Genomic DNA, 14,510 nt, shown 5'->3' with positions numbered 1-14,510 from the left:
AACCCCTCATTCGAACGCTCAACGCTCAACTATCAACTACTGCTCTACCGCTGTGCGTCCTTGCTTGCCTAACCGGAAGACCACAAAATAGGACAGGTAGAGGACATAGATAATTAATCCTACAATTCCGAGAAACCCTAAAAAGCCTTCATTATTGACTTTGGGATGGAAGAAATTCTTGAAGCCGATTGGTGCCTCCAGCCACACTTGACAAAACGGTGAGGCAAACGTTTCGGTAGAAAAGGCGCACTGAAGAAATGGAAGGGTCGCCAACACACCTAACACACAGTAGACCGTAACCGCCCATCGCCACGAGGTGAACGCTAGCTTCAGCGGAGTGCGGCGTTGATCGTCAATTTCTTCGTTGAGATCTACCCAAAACCATAGCCCGATCGGAATCAGCACCCGGGCCGCCACGGCTGGAATAAAGCTAAATGGAAATCCACCAATCATCAGATAGATAGTAATAGCGAGTAAACTGGCCACACGCCAGTAGATAATCAGCAGCCGCTGCATCGCTTCTGCCCGTTTCACAAGGGCCCAAATCAGCAAAACCAGCGGAAAAATCACTGTAAACAAGACCGCTAGGCGATAATCCATCCAAACCAACGATCGCAACAACGCCTCAGACATAATTTTTAACCTTATTTTCTCAACCTTCTTTCCACCTACCAGTTTTGCTCGGCTTGTAAACAGCCCATACTACCTTGACCATCCCTAATGCCAGAATCAGGCTTCCATTTTACGCGCTGCTATTGAAATTGATGAATCAGGGTCACTACCCATCCCTCGTCAACTCATTTGCCCGTTCACTTTTGCCCATTCACTGATACTACAACCCTTGAGTTCGAGTGTACCAACGCAGCAAAATTCGGGCTAAGCGCTCAGAGCTATGCCGCAGCAATCCTTGTTCATCTTCATCCATGACATTGGCCACAATAGCCCGTCGTCCTAACAAGCCCACTGCTTCCCGATCAAAATAGACTGGATGGGAGCCTTCTTGAGCATAGCGAATGAGGGACTGGGCAGATGGAGAGGTTTTCTGTACCAGCACCACATCAAACAATTGGGCACCGCAAACTTCATCAATTGTACGGATGTGATCTGAGACCGTAAAGCCATCGGTTTCACCCGGTTGCGTCATGATGTTGCAGACATACACCCGTGGAACTTTGCGGCGAGCGATCGCGGCAGCAATGTCTGGAACCAATAGATTCGGAATAATGCTGGTATAAAGCGAACCAGGGCCGATAACAATATAATCAGCTTCAGCAATGGCTTGCAGGGCTTTGGGGAGGGCTGGTGGATTGGTCGGTGTGCAACCAATGCGTACAATTTTGCCAGCCGCTTTGGTAATGTTGGATTCTCCTTCGATAATGCGTCCATCTGCCAGTTCGGCCCACAGCCGCATGTCGGTAAGGGTAGAGGGCAAGACTTGACCACGAATTGCCAGGACTTTTGAACTCGCGGCGATCGCTTGCTCCAGATCGCCCGTTACTTCACTCATCACCGTCAAAAACAAGTTGCCAAAGCTATGGCCGTTCAGCCCCTCACCCGCTCGAAACCGATATTGAAACAGTTCCGTCAGCAATTTTTCTTCATCGGCTAGTGCTGCCAAGCAGTTGCGAATATCGCCCGGTGGCAACACGCCGATTTCTCGCCGCAAGCGTCCTGATGACCCACCATCATCCGCTACCGTGACAATCGCCGTAATATTAGCACTGTAGGTTTTCAGTCCACGCAGCAATGTGGAAAGCCCAGTGCCACCACCCAGCACCACAATTTTGGGGCCGCGATGCAACCGACGATGGGCCATGAGGCGATCGACTAGTTCTTCATCACCCTCCGGCATGAGGACTTCGGTAATGGCCCCAAGGCTGCGGGTCTGTCCCCAAAAAATTAGCAACAATCCAGCAATAACGGCGATCGGCCCGCTGACATAATTGGGCAATAGTTCAGTCAGTTCTCGCAGCAAATAGCGAATTAGTTCACTGAGATAGAAAATCGGGGTCAGGTTTGACCAAATTGCCAGACCTAACCCCACAAACACAAATCCTACCGCACTTATCAACAGCCATCGCTTGATGAGTAATCCGGGGGCTAGCCACTTAAACCAACGATTAACGCGATGAGGAGTTCGGGAGCGAGACTCTTGTTTAAGGACAGCTAGAGCTTGTTTAATAAGACCGTTTGACATAGCGGATGAGGGATGAAAGCGTAGAAGGGTTGACGGTTGAGCCTGGTTTAAGGAATCTGGTCATCAAAGTCTCAACGTGAAGTGATCTAAAAGTGATCGATCCTAACCGTTCACTACGTATATATCTGGAGAATTAACTTCTTTCCAGAACATCTGAGTAACTTTAGCAACTCTTCAGTAAATCAGCGCAGGTGGGGGGAATGGGGGTTCGAGAGTAGAGCTATGAACTGTAGCAGAATAATTAATCTTTGGCGTGGCTGAATTCAAGTTGGAGTTGCCCTCATCTCTAGCTCTTCTCCGGAGGGAGCAGAGAGCCGGATCGCTTCTCCACCGTGTTCGGAGAGGTCCAGGGTGAGGGGATCTGGTCAGATTCAGTATCTCGATTAGCCATGCCTACTATCTTTTCAAGCAACTGCTAGGTATCTCAACCCAAGCAAAAGAATACCAATCTAAGCTACAACTGAACCTATGCATTCATCTGTTTCTTGTAAAAGATCTCGTCGATCGATGCTAAAACCGCCTCATGATGGGCTGCGCCGCACCTTTAGCCTGTTCATCTCCATCTAAAATTTATGGCCGAACCACTAATTGAACTGAGGGATGTAAGCAAAGCCTTCGGGAACAATGTTGTGTTAGATCAAGTCAATCTAACGATCTATCGAGGTGAAGCGCTGGGAATCATTGGCCCATCGGGTACAGGAAAATCCACAATCTTGCGGGTCATGGCTGGATTGTTGGAACCTGATTCAGGGGAAATCTACCTTCGGGGACAGTTGCGCCGAGGGTTGGTAGAAGACAGTCGAGGAAGCCTTGGCATCAGTTTGGTCTTTCAAAATTCTGCGCTGTTTGATTCCTTAACGGTGGATGAAAATGTCGGGTTTCTGCTCTATCAACATTCTCATTTGCCCCGCCATCGAATTCGACAACTAGTGGAAGACAAATTGGAAATGGTAGGACTACCGGGAACAGGGCATCTCTATCCAGCAGAATTATCGGGAGGAATGCGAAAGCGAGTGAGTTTGGCCCGCGCCATCATGGAAAACCCAGAGAATCCGGCTGAGAATCCGGAAGTTTTGCTCTATGATGAGCCAACGGCCGGACTCGATCCAATCGCCTCTACCATTATTGAAGACCTGATTCGCGATCTGCAACATCGGCAAGGCGGCTGCGGTACGTATGCGATTGTGACGCATCAACACAGCACCATTCGTCGCGCGACCGATCGCATCGTGTTTCTTTACCAAGGTAAAGTGAAGTGGCAAGGGCAAGTCGAGGATGTTGATACAACAGATGATCCTGCCGTTCAACAATTCTTCAGTGGCAGCGTGGAGGGGCCTATTCAAGTGATGAGCTAGAGGAAAGGGGAAATCATGCGATCGCGAACGATTCGAGAAGGCTCAGTTGGGTTATTGTTTTTGTTGGGATTGACGCTATTCGGCGGACTCATCCTCTGGATTCGAGGCTTTGATTTGAATCGACGGGGCTACCGTTTCACGATCGAATTCACAAATATCGCTGGAATGGAATTGGGGGCCCCGGTGCGGTATCGTGGCGTGGCCGTGGGCAGAACGGTGGCTGTACGTCCCGCTGCCAACATTGTGGCGGTGGATGTAGAAGTCAAACCAGCCACCTTACTGATTCCTCAAAACTCCATCATTCAGGTGATTCAAACAGGCTTGATTGGCGAAACCTACATTGACATTGAGCCGCAGGTTAGTTTGCCCCCCGATATGGTGGCGAGCAATCCTTTGTCCGATACCTGCGACAGTAGCACAGTGATTTGTAATGGCGATCGACTAGAAGGATTGTCGGGTGTGAATTTCAGTGAACTGATTGGTTCCATCACCCGCTTCACCAATTTATTCTCCAATCCTGAAATTGTCGGTGAGATTCGCACGTTAACGCGCAACTCGGCCGACGCAGCCGATGGTGTGGCTGAGTTGTCTCGCGAGGTGTCTAGCTTGTCTCAAGTGGTGAGGCAGGAGTTAGGGCAACTGTCGGATACAGCCAATGGTAGCGTAGCCTCGGTGGGACGCGCTGCTGATACGATCGCTCTGACAGCCGCTCAAGTTGATGAATTAATTACCAGTAACCGTACCGTTCTCATCAGTACCCTGGACAATATCAACGGCACCACGCAAGAACTGCAAACAATTTTAGGTAGTTTGTCGCCCATGCTAGAAGAAGGCGGATTCGTCACTAATCTAGAATCGTTGTCGATCAATGCGGCCGAAGCGTCAACGAATTTGCGCAACCTAACCGAAGCCGTAGGCAGTTCCGAAAATCTACTGCTGCTGCAACAAACCCTTGATTCGGCCCGCGCCACGTTTCAAAATGTGCAAAAAATTACGGCAGATTTAGATGAATTGACGGGTGATCCCAATTTTCGGGATGATGTGCGCGATTTGATTAATAATCTCAGCAATTTGATGTCTGCGACCCAAACCCTGCAACAGCGGGCCCAATTAGCTCAAATGCTGGATTCAGCCGATGTCACGCTTCGTTCGTCCCCATGGCAGCCAACAAACCTTCCTCTTCTTGAGACTGGAATTGCTCCGGTGGAGTCTGACATCCCTGTGTCAACCGAATTTTCTGCATCACCGCGTAGAGCCGATCGCAATCGCAATCAGCAGACTCCAACTCGTCCTCGTCATTCCCCGAGTCGATCGACCATTTCACCTGCCTCATCGCTCGATTGAGCACTTGAATCTTAGCGTTTGCGAAAAAGTTTGAGAACTGTTTTAACCAAAACTGTTCTAGCGTGCAGTGATGCGGCCGCTAATAAATTATATTTTTTGCAAAAAAAATCAATAACGCTAAGGATAGCTATTACTTCCGGATTTTTGCGGTTAGTCACCTCTACATATAGTAGGGCACCGTATTATATCGCAGCTTCTCAATCTTGCTGCATCTAGCGTATTGAGAATTTCCAGGAGAAAATAAAAATTAAATAAAGTAAATCTATGGCATCCTCTCATTCCGATCGTCAGTCAACAGAGGAGGAGGCAAATCAACCAACCATGATTCTAATTCGTTAGAACCTACAAAAGGCAAAAGCTTGATGGATCAGATCAAGCTTCTGCCTTGAACCCTTTGAGCCTCTTAACTTCCTACCTGGCGGTTAATTGAACGTTTTGACAGGCATGAACCTTAAGTAAAGGAAGCGAGAAAACTATGAAATCGCTGAGATTTGTATCCTCCGCTTTTCACAGTGGAGACTCAGGAGTACCTCCTAAACTGAAGCCATTTAATTCGCAGCGCGGGAAATTGTCAAGCGTACTCTGGAAGGGGGCAATGTGCATCGCGGCGATCGTAGCTGTGCTTAGCATTACGCCGGAAGCAGTGGCAAGAGGCGTACTCAAACTTGGCTCGGCAGGACCGGAAGTCGCTCGTCTGCAAGCAGCGCTCGGAATTCATGTGGATGGACTATTTGGACGGCAGACGGCTTCAGCAGTAGCTGCTTTTCAACGAGCCTGTGGTCTACATGTAGATGGCATTGCTGGGCCACAAACCTTGAGCGCGCTGTTTGGCGGCAGATGTTCTGGGCATCAACCCATTGCCGATGTCTGTACCGATCCTTGCATTGATCCATGTGCCGACCCCTGCGCCTCAGGAGATTATGACGGCTATTATGACGAACGCCGCAGCAGCGACGATTGCGAAGAAGGGTTCCCTTGCTATCCGCCCAATCGCATTAATCAATTTGGCAATCGCTTTCCGTCCCGTGCCTATACAGGGGGACAATACGTGGTGGTCGTTCCTAACGGCACTCCAGAAAGTTTAACGCAAGTACGGCGATATGTGCCCACCGCCTTCCCTGATGCGACGCTAGCAGGTAGTTTCATTAATGCTGGACAGTTTGACGACTATGCCACAGCCGCTCGCACAGTAGATTTACTAGAAGGGGTTGGTTTTAGAGCACAAGTCAATTATCGGCGGTATTATCGCTAGATGGAAGGAATTGGGGATAGGGAGTCGGGGGAGTCAGAGGGCTAGAGGCTCTTTGTCTTTAGATCATGCTTCTATCCTGCTTCTAGGTTTCTTCTATTCCCTCTTTTGCACCACCTAAGATTGTTTCTCGAATTGCTAGGGCTGTAGCTGGAGCGAGTAGTACGCCGTTGCGGTAATGTCCGGTTGCTACTAAAACATTGCGATAGCGATTGAGTCGCTCAATGACCGGAGCGGCTCGATCGCTGGGGCGGGGGCGTAAGCCTGACCAGGTTTTGCAGATGGTTGCATGCTGGAGGGCAGGACAGAAAGCCATGGCGGCTTGCCAAATTTCTTGTAGGCGATCGGAGTTGGCTGCAATCTCGTCGGTATCGACAGTGGCAGGAAATTCAACGGTGGCTCCAATCCAATAGCGTCTTTCTGAGTGGTTGCCCATCAACGGCACGATATGCACGTCCTCGCCTGTAATCACAGGTTGAAATTGGGCATGACCCAAAGGGTGGTCTAATTGCACTTCTAAGGCTTGTCCTAGAACGGGACGAATGGGAATCGGATGCTTTGCCGTTTCTGTTAAAGGCGTTGATCCTAAGCCAGCAGACACCACCACCCAATCGGTAGCGATCGACTGCGTAGTGGTTAAGATGTGGTGACACGTTTGACCGGCATCGGTGTCCTGCTGCGCACACTCAAACCCTGTAACCTCGCAATCAAAATGAAACACAACTCCGTTTTTCTGGGCGGCTTGTACCAGTGCCAAGGTTAAGGCTGTGGGATCGACTTGGCGATCGTGAGGTGAGTAGACTGCCAGTGCTAACCGGGGTGGATCAAGTTGGGGACAGTGCGATCGAACTTGTTCTGCGGTCCAAAGCTCCAATTCCCAACCCTGACTTCGGCGCAGATCGACCAAAGACTGCCAGCGCGAGCGACTATCTGGTTCAAAACACAGTAGCACAATGCCCTGTCGATTCCAGGGAATGGCTTGCCCTGTCGTGGCCACCAGCTCCGGAATCAGCGTTTCATAGCGCTGGAGACTCGCTTGACGCATGAGCCAGGCTCGACCCTTTGTTTTTTGGCTGATGGCTCCCATCAGCACTCCCAAAGCGGCTCCGGTGGCTGCTTGGGCTGGCGGTTGACGATCGAGAACCGTCACTTGCAAGTCAGGAATCCGGCTGAGTTCGTAGGCGATCGTCGCTCCTACTACCCCACAGCCTACAATAGTAACCTTCGTCATGAAGTCTCTTCTATAAGGGTAGGGTTATGTAGACGACGGAACCGACTTGATGGCTAACTGGACTACTCCTACCCTAGTACCCTAGTCCATTTAAGAAGGTAACAGGCTAAAAAATGCATCTAAATCTTTCAAAGCCTCGTTATAGTTGCGAAATGCCTTGGTTGCATCGCCTAAATCCGCCGCTTCATCGATCGCCACTAAATGCTCAAATACATCTTTAGCTCGCTGTTGAGCCACTTTTTGCGATTGCGGTGCTAAGGAGCGAGCCAATCTGGCCATACGGATGCGCAATTCTCCCAGCGGTCCATGGATGAAGGTCTTCAGATCTACCCAGCGTTGCTGTTGAATCAAGGTTGGAATTTCGACCATGCGATTTTGCAATTCTTCCACACTGGTTGCATATCGCTGGATTTGTTCAAGTTGCGCCGGAGTATAGCTAGGAGCTTTCGTGGCCTTAGCGGCCAAGGCTGGAGTGCCACTGCACAGAAGAAAGGCAAGGGTAACTGTTAAAACCGCAGCCAAGAGAGACCGAAAACGTAGCATAGTGAGATCTTTTACCTACTTAAGAAATTGAATGATGAAGTGGCTGAGAGGCAAGCGAGCCAAGTCTACTGTCCTCTGACAAACGCCTCAAAGATCTTAATCCAAAATCTCAATGCTAAACCGCTTACAGTCAAGGAGTTTGAGGGCTAATGCCGCCAACTCGTCCAGGCGGCCAAAACCGAAAGACAGCCCGACCAATAATATTTTCGCGGGGAACCGGCCCCCAAAAGTGACCATCGCAGCTATTGTTGCGGTTATCGCCGAGTACTAGATACGAGTTATCATCGATGACTTGGGGTCCCCATTGATAGTTAGGAGGGGCGCTGATGTAATTTTCTTGCAGCGGTTGACCATTGACAAAAACTTGCCCATTTCTCACTGCAATTTCTTCACCGGGCAACCCGATTACGCGCTTAATAAAGGCATCTTTAATTCTGCCTCCTGGGCTTGCCAAGCCTAAACATGCTTGTCCTGCTGCTTCAGGGGGAATGAAGACAATGATGTCATACCGCTGCGGTGGGTTGAACAGATAGCTAATTTTTTCCACAATCAGCCGATCGTTGACTTCTAAGGTAGGAACCATCGACTCGGAGGGAATGTAGCGGGCCTCTGCTACAAAATGCCGAATTCCAAGCGCTAACACCAAACTGAGTCCGATCGTTTTTAACGCTTCAGTCCACGGGTTTTCGGTATGCTTGGGCGGCTGATTGTGTTGAGCAACAGCAGGTGGACGATCGGCACTATTGGGTTGGCTCATTGGGTTGGCAGGTCTAGCAGAACGAGAATCGTCAGGTTTTGGAGAAGACGGTTTTTGATTTGGGTTAATCGGCATGGGGTGTTTTCAGAGATCAGCCCCATTCTAGGGGGTGGACATTGAGCACGCTGGATAATGCAGCATCTGACACAAATTGGGCACTGACTATTTCAGATCTTAATCAAAGCAACCACGAACGATCGGCGCAAGTTCATCAGCAAAATTCTAGTCTATGCAATTCTATGGAACCTATTGGTGCACTGACCCGGCCGGCTCGTGGAAGACGACTGTTTTCTATCGTTTGATGACGTGAACCCAGTTCCATCGAAGCATACCTCAGAATCGGAAGAATGGAGGACTAACAGCATAGGATAGAGATACGCTCCTTGAGTTCTATCTATTATGGCTGATTCTCTTCCTTCCCTATACATTCGTCAGGCCCGGATTCTGATGCCAACGGGCGATTTTTTGGTAGGAGATGTGGAAATTCGCGATCGTCAAATCGTGCAAGTGGCTCCCCAACTTCCAGTGGCAGACAGTCAAACGGCAAACAGTAGAGAGATTGACGGACACGGGCTGACGTTGTTGCCCGGTGTTATCGATCCACAGGTGCATTTCCGCGAGCCAGGATTGGAATATAAGGAGGACTTGTTTACTGCCAGTTGCGCCTGTGCCAAAGGCGGCGTTACGTCGTTTTTGGAAATGCCCAATACAAAGCCGTTGACCACAACCCAGGCAGCCCTGGACGATAAGCTGCGCCGAGCATCGGAAAAATGTCTGGTTAACTATGGTTTCTTTATGGGTGCAACGGCAGAAGCACTGCCCGATTTGCTGGAAGCTAACCCAACACCGGGCATCAAAATTTTTATGGGATCGATGCATGGAGCACTTTTAGTGGATCAAGATGAAGCCCTAGAGCGGATTTTTTCCAAGGGGAAACGGCTGATTGCAGTTCATGCTGAAGATCAAGCGCGCATTCGCCAACGGCGCGAACAGTTTGCAGGGATTACCGATCCGGCAATTCATTCCCAAATTCAAGACAATCAGGCGGCCTTGCAAGCGACGCAGTTAGCGCTCAAACTTTCAAAGAAATACCAGCGACGGCTGCACATTTTGCACATGTCCACGGCTGAAGAAGCTGACCTGTTGCGCCAAGACAAGCCCGCTTGGGTGACAGCAGAAGTCACACCGCAGCACTTAGTCCTTAACACTAGCGCCTATGAAACGATCGGCACCTTGGCCCAGATGAACCCGCCATTGCGATCGCCCCACGATAACGAAGTGCTGTGGCAAGCCCTACGCGATGGTGTGATTGACTTCATTGCCACCGATCATGCTCCGCACACGCTAGAGGAAAAAGCGAAAGGCTACCCCAATACTCCTTCCGGAATGCCTGGTGTGGAAACCTCGCTGCCTGTGATGTTGACCCAGGCGATGCAGGGGCGCTGTACGGTGGCGCAGGTATCCAACTGGATGTCTACAGCGGTGGCCAAGGCCTATGGCATTCCCAATAAAGGCAAAATTGCACCAGGCTATGACGCTGATTTAGTTCTAGTCGATCTCGACACCTATCGCCCGGTGAAGCGGGAAGACCTGATGACCAAGTGTGGCTGGAGTCCATTTGAGGGCTGGGAATTGACGGGTTTTCCGGTTGTCACGATCGTGGGTGGGCAAGTGGTGTACGACCACGGGCAACTCAACACGGATGTCCGGGGACAAGCCCTAACATTTACTCAGTAGCGTGTTTACGTACTCACTATTCCAGACCACTGCACTTTCTTTTGCCGTTCTCGCCGGTAAGAAAAGAACAATTCTGGGTTTTGGTAGGTACAGTAGGGCGCGATCGCCACTTGGTCTGGCGCAATTCCCCGTTGCTCTAGCTGAAGCGCATTCACCCGCCGCACATCTAAGCGCACTCGTCCGGGTTGTGGATCGTCAAACACCGGAGAATTGGGCAACTGTCGCAACTTCTCCAAAATTTCATCAGACGTGGCGATCGATTCATCCAGTGAATCGACGGTTGCTAGCGGTGATGCCGAGATGTCGGGTGGCTGTACGATTGTCGCTCCCACTTGAGCCGCCACGGTCGTTGAGACTTGATACACTTCGCCTGCAATCGCTGGGCCCATCGCCACCCGCAGATTTTTAATCTGACTGCCTTGTGCCAACAGCCGATCGACCGCCTTTTGTACAATGCCTAACGCTGTGCCACGCCAACCCGCATGGACAGCCGCCACTTGCCCAGTTTCATCATCGGCAATCAAGACAGGGGTACAGTCAGCCGTACAAACCCACACCGCTTGGTTGGCTTGCTGACTCATCAGCCCATCAGCATCAGGAAACACCACCCGATCGTTCTCTGGATCTGCGGCAGCAGGCTCTTCTGCTAACGATCGTTCTACCTCGGAAGAACTGAGGACCGTATTGCCGTGAACTTGTTTTACTTGGTAGACATTGGCGGTCGGACTTAGGGCCGCCACTAGTTCAAACGGCGTTTGCGCCCAAAACTGTTGGGTAAAAAAACCATGTTGCCAGTCTTTTAATAAGCTACAGGTGAGGTAAGACCGTCCTTGCCAGGTGTGCCAGTGCCAAGTATGCATGGTTGGGGATTTGGGGGTTAGGAGGTTGGGGTTGGGAACTGAGGAGGCATCACGAACTCTGTTTATGCTACCGCATGGCACAATTGTGTAAGTTTGCGACTCTTAATTTTGATCTTGAGCTAGAAAGGTGAATGATTACAGCATGAGCTTTGATTTGCAACAGTTGGAGCGATCGTTGAACAATACACCTGTGATGATCAACTTGCTGGCTGAGTCCTACCAACTTCAGTTGAAAAACAGCGATTTTCCAGCGTTTCAAATTCAGGTGTTTGAAACCGTTTCATCGACCAATACGATCGTGTGGGAACGGTTGCGGCAGGGAGCCGCCGGGACGGTAGTCATCGCGTTGCAACAACAGGCGGGGCGGGGTCAGCGGGGACATCAGTGGTGTTCAGAACCCGGCGGGCTGTATCTATCGTTGGGGCTTACTCCCCAGTTTCCCGTTGCTCAGGCAGGGCAACTAACCTTGGGTAGTGCTTGGGGCATTGCGGCAATATTACGCGGCTATGGAGTTCCCGTTGGAATTAAGTGGTTGAATGATTTGGTTGTCGATGGTTATAAGCTTGGCGGAATTTTAACCGAAACCCGAGTCGCTGGCGAGCAGATTCAGCAAGCAGTAATTGGAGTAGGTTTGAATTGGAGGAATCCTGTACCAGAATTGGCTGTTAACTTGCGGCAAGTTTTGGCTAGTAACGAGTTGCTTGAGAAGATCGATCGCCCTTCAATCGACAGCCTTGAAGGTTTGGCAGCACTCGTCCTACACGGGTTGAAATTGGGATATCTCCATTGGCAACAGCGCGGCAGCAACAGCTTAGTGGCGGCCTACGAGCAACTTTGTGTGAATTGTGGTCATCCAATTACAGTCGAGGGACAAGTCGGAACGATCGTAGGAGTGACAGCCCTAGGACAATTGCGCGTATGGCTGCACTCGGCCGCCACTGAAATTTATCTGGGAGCCGATCGAGTACGTTTGAGCTATGCCACATCTACCTCACAGCAGGCAACAATGAACCCGTAAACCGTTCAATCACAGCCTTTATTGTTTTGCTGTTGTGTTGTTGATTGTTGCTTAAAGGGTAAGTTAGCGTTGATAGCGTCCATCTCCTGCCGTTCCATTTGGTTAACCTGACCGATGTAGGTTTGCAAAATTTGCTGAAGGCGATCGTTATAGAACCGATGCAGCGAGTGATTGGGCATCGCTGGAAAGCCGCGCCGCTTTTTGTGACGCCCGCCTGCCCCTGGATCAAATAGTTGAATGTTGTTGGCAATCGCCCATTCAATCGGCGTGTAGTAGCACGCATCGAAGTGCAAGTTATCAAAATCCTGTGTTGCCCCCCAATAGCGCCCATACAGCCGATCGCCCTTCGTCACGCAGAACGACATGCCGACAGGATAGTCATCGCTGTCTTCGGGATAAACCGCAAATACCACCACCCGATGGATATAGTTAGGAGCGAGTTGATCAAAAAACTTGGGCGTCAGATACTTACTACCCCACCAACCGAATTTGTCACAGGTGTCGCAGTAGAAGTGATACACACTCGCTAGCAACGGTTTGGTAATTTCATCGCCAGTTAGAGCTTGCAGGCGCAACCCAGCCTGAGCCACAGCTTTGCGTTCACGTTTAATGTTGCGCCGCTGATTCGCGTTGAAGACAGCCAGGTAATCATCAAAAGTTTGAAAGCCTTGATTTGACCAGACAAAACTGTGATGCAGCCAACTGACAAAGCCATGTCGCTCCATCCGCCGCCGCCACTCTGGATCGACATACAAGAAATTGCAGCCAGAAATCTGGTGGCGCATACAGAAATGATCAATCGCCCCCACCATGATTTCAGTAATTTCGTCTTCGTCCTCACCGGGAGCAATCAAAAAGCGATAACCTTCTGCTGGCGTAAAGGGCGACATACCCAATAGTTTCGGGTAATAGCGCACGCCTAAGCGCTCGGAGATATCTGCCCACTGATGATCAAAGACAAATTCGCCAAAGCTGTGCCCTTTGACATACATTGGAGCCGCGCCAATCAACGATCGATCGCGCCATACCGTCAGGTGACGCGGAACCCATCCGGCTTTTGCAGTGGCACTGCCAGAGGTTTCCATATTGCGCAGCCATTCCCACTCTAGAAAGGGTGTTTTCAACGGCGTGGCCATGGCATCCCATTCTATCTGAGGGATATCAGCAATGTTGTCAATCCAGGAAACGGAGTAGCGAGGCTTCAGTTGTTCAACCATGCGAGGACAGTGAGAGCGATCGTTAAGTAGTTTAGCGTTTGCACCCCAATAATTGTTGGGATGCGGCGATCGAGCAAATCTATCAGATTCAGTGTCAATCGAACTGCTAATTCGGGCGATGTTGGCGATCGGCGCAACTCCTCAAGAAATCGCGCAAGTTATTGCACAAGTAGATTAGCCTTACAGATGCGGTGCTGCTGTAGAATAAGGGTCGATCGCAGGCAGAACGGTTCTAGCCGTTAGGGCTATGTTAAAAACTGGACTGAAGAACAACTCAGTTCTGCCAAGCTTTGCAAAACGAAGTTACCGGAGGGATGCAATTTGAACCCCGATCGAGATTGCCAAGAGCTAGAGTCACGGGTAAAAGGTGATAAATAATGAATCATGCTTACCAATTACCCATGACTAAGCATCTAAATAGACTTTATTCCCTGAAAACTCTCCAGAGTGCTCTCTACCGTGAGACATAGCGTTTGTAGACGCGCATCACTTCACCAGGTTACAAGAGGAATTCTCGCTGAATTTCGGGGAAGGTGAGCGATCGTGACCACAGGTTGGCTTCGGCAAATTGTTTGACGTGTAACTCCGCGATCGTCTCTGCCACATCTTCTGGAGCACCCAGCAGGAAATTTCGCACGCTGCGTCTGCCGGATCTATAGGGGCGATCGTCAGATCCGGGGGTATAAATCAATTTATCAGCCATAAAAATAACCTCGTTTGTTCTAGGGTTGAAGAAACCCTAGAGACTCGCTCTCAACCCACTCAGACAGCGCAAGCTGAAAGCACAGGGCGATATAATCACCCTAGCCTTGGACTGGCTCTATCAGTCTGAGGTCAGCTAGTTCAGGTGTTTTACTTGGCGGTGAACGCCTGAGCTAGCGCTAGAGAATTCGTCTCTAGGTAAATTGGCTACCTTCACGCAAGATTCAGATAGCTCTAACGCATCAGCCTACCAAAACCCACTCTGTTTAGCAAGTCAAAATTACTACATTCTCTCCTTCC

The 14,510-nt window shown here is 50.1% G+C and carries 13 protein-coding genes and 1 pseudogene; 6 read left to right on the top strand and 8 right to left on the bottom strand.

The window, feature by feature from the left end:
• Positions 1 to 36: 36 nt before the first annotated feature.
• Positions 37 to 633 carry a DUF3177 family protein gene (locus OXH18_RS08245; RefSeq protein WP_268612037.1) on the bottom strand — a complete coding sequence of 199 codons (597 nt, stop codon included), beginning with the start codon at positions 631 to 633 and terminating at the stop codon, positions 37 to 39.
• 199 nt (positions 634 to 832) lie between these two features.
• Positions 833 to 2,197, bottom strand: a complete 1,365-nt coding sequence (locus OXH18_RS08240) for a gluconeogenesis factor YvcK family protein (protein ID WP_268612036.1) — start codon at positions 2,195 to 2,197, stop codon at positions 833 to 835.
• Positions 2,198 to 2,769: 572 nt separating this feature from the next.
• Between OXH18_RS08240 and OXH18_RS08235 the strand changes: the two genes are divergently transcribed.
• The 3 genes from OXH18_RS08235 (at position 2,770) to OXH18_RS08225 (ending at position 6,148) form a co-directional block, all read left to right on the top strand.
• On the top strand, positions 2,770 to 3,552 hold the full coding sequence (locus OXH18_RS08235) for an ABC transporter ATP-binding protein (RefSeq protein ID WP_268612035.1): 783 nt from the start codon (positions 2,770 to 2,772) through the stop codon (positions 3,550 to 3,552).
• 15 nt (positions 3,553 to 3,567) lie between these two features.
• The gene (locus OXH18_RS08230) at positions 3,568 to 4,896 is read left to right on the top strand and encodes an MlaD family protein (RefSeq protein WP_268612033.1); all 1,329 of its coding nucleotides are present in this window, start codon (positions 3,568 to 3,570) and stop codon (positions 4,894 to 4,896) included.
• Between the two features lie 475 nt (positions 4,897 to 5,371).
• Positions 5,372 to 6,148, top strand: coding sequence for a peptidoglycan-binding domain-containing protein (locus tag OXH18_RS08225; protein WP_268612032.1), 777 nt, complete (start codon positions 5,372 to 5,374; stop codon positions 6,146 to 6,148).
• Between the two features lie 82 nt (positions 6,149 to 6,230).
• Here the strand turns inward: OXH18_RS08225 and OXH18_RS08220 are convergent, their stop codons facing one another.
• The 3 genes from OXH18_RS08220 to lepB form a co-directional block, all read right to left on the bottom strand.
• A complete protein-coding gene (locus OXH18_RS08220) occupies positions 6,231 to 7,376 on the bottom strand; it encodes an NAD(P)/FAD-dependent oxidoreductase (protein ID WP_268612031.1) in 1,146 nt (381 codons plus the stop codon).
• Positions 7,377 to 7,466: 90 nt separating this feature from the next.
• Positions 7,467 to 7,919 (bottom strand): photosystem II protein PsbQ, encoded by a 453-nt coding sequence (psbQ, locus tag OXH18_RS08215; RefSeq protein WP_268612030.1) that lies wholly within the window; start codon positions 7,917 to 7,919, stop codon positions 7,467 to 7,469.
• 130 nt (positions 7,920 to 8,049) lie between these two features.
• Positions 8,050 to 8,676: a signal peptidase I gene (gene lepB / locus OXH18_RS08210; RefSeq protein ID WP_315874687.1), complete on the bottom strand. Its 627-nt coding sequence runs from the start codon at positions 8,674 to 8,676 to the stop codon at positions 8,050 to 8,052.
• 399 nt (positions 8,677 to 9,075) lie between these two features.
• Here lepB and OXH18_RS08205 point away from each other — a divergent pair, with 399 nt between their 5' ends.
• Entirely contained in the window at positions 9,076 to 10,413 is a 1,338-nt protein-coding gene (locus tag OXH18_RS08205) for a dihydroorotase (RefSeq protein ID WP_268612028.1), read from the top strand.
• A gap of 5 nt (positions 10,414 to 10,418) precedes the next feature.
• Here OXH18_RS08205 and pgeF read toward each other — a convergent pair whose 3' ends face one another.
• Entirely contained in the window at positions 10,419 to 11,273 is an 855-nt protein-coding gene (pgeF, locus tag OXH18_RS08200; RefSeq protein WP_268612027.1) for a peptidoglycan editing factor PgeF, read from the bottom strand.
• 142 nt (positions 11,274 to 11,415) lie between these two features.
• Here pgeF and OXH18_RS08195 point away from each other — a divergent pair, with 142 nt between their 5' ends.
• On the top strand, positions 11,416 to 12,291 hold the full coding sequence (locus tag OXH18_RS08195) for a biotin--[acetyl-CoA-carboxylase] ligase (protein ID WP_268612025.1): 876 nt from the start codon (positions 11,416 to 11,418) through the stop codon (positions 12,289 to 12,291).
• Positions 12,292 to 12,296: 5 nt separating this feature from the next.
• Here OXH18_RS08195 and OXH18_RS08190 read toward each other — a convergent pair whose 3' ends face one another.
• Positions 12,297 to 13,508: a GNAT family N-acetyltransferase gene (locus tag OXH18_RS08190; RefSeq protein ID WP_268612023.1), complete on the bottom strand. Its 1,212-nt coding sequence runs from the start codon at positions 13,506 to 13,508 to the stop codon at positions 12,297 to 12,299.
• 88 nt (positions 13,509 to 13,596) lie between these two features.
• On the opposite strand from OXH18_RS08190, the pseudogene OXH18_RS25310 reads away from it, so the two are divergent.
• Positions 13,597 to 13,686: pseudogene (locus tag OXH18_RS25310) on the top strand (transcriptional regulator); the annotation flags it as partial.
• A 321-nt stretch (positions 13,687 to 14,007) separates the two neighbouring features.
• Here the strand turns inward: OXH18_RS25310 and OXH18_RS08185 are convergent.
• Positions 14,008 to 14,211, bottom strand: a complete 204-nt coding sequence (locus OXH18_RS08185; RefSeq protein WP_268612022.1) for a hypothetical protein — start codon at positions 14,209 to 14,211, stop codon at positions 14,008 to 14,010.
• Positions 14,212 to 14,510 lie beyond the last annotated feature (299 nt).

Source organism: Thermocoleostomius sinensis A174 (assembly GCF_026802175.1).
Taxonomy (GTDB): Bacteria; Cyanobacteriota; Cyanobacteriia; order Elainellales; family Elainellaceae; genus Thermocoleostomius; species Thermocoleostomius sinensis.
Note: the sequence above shows the minus strand (reverse complement) of the source record. Positions and strands in the feature narration are given on the sequence as shown.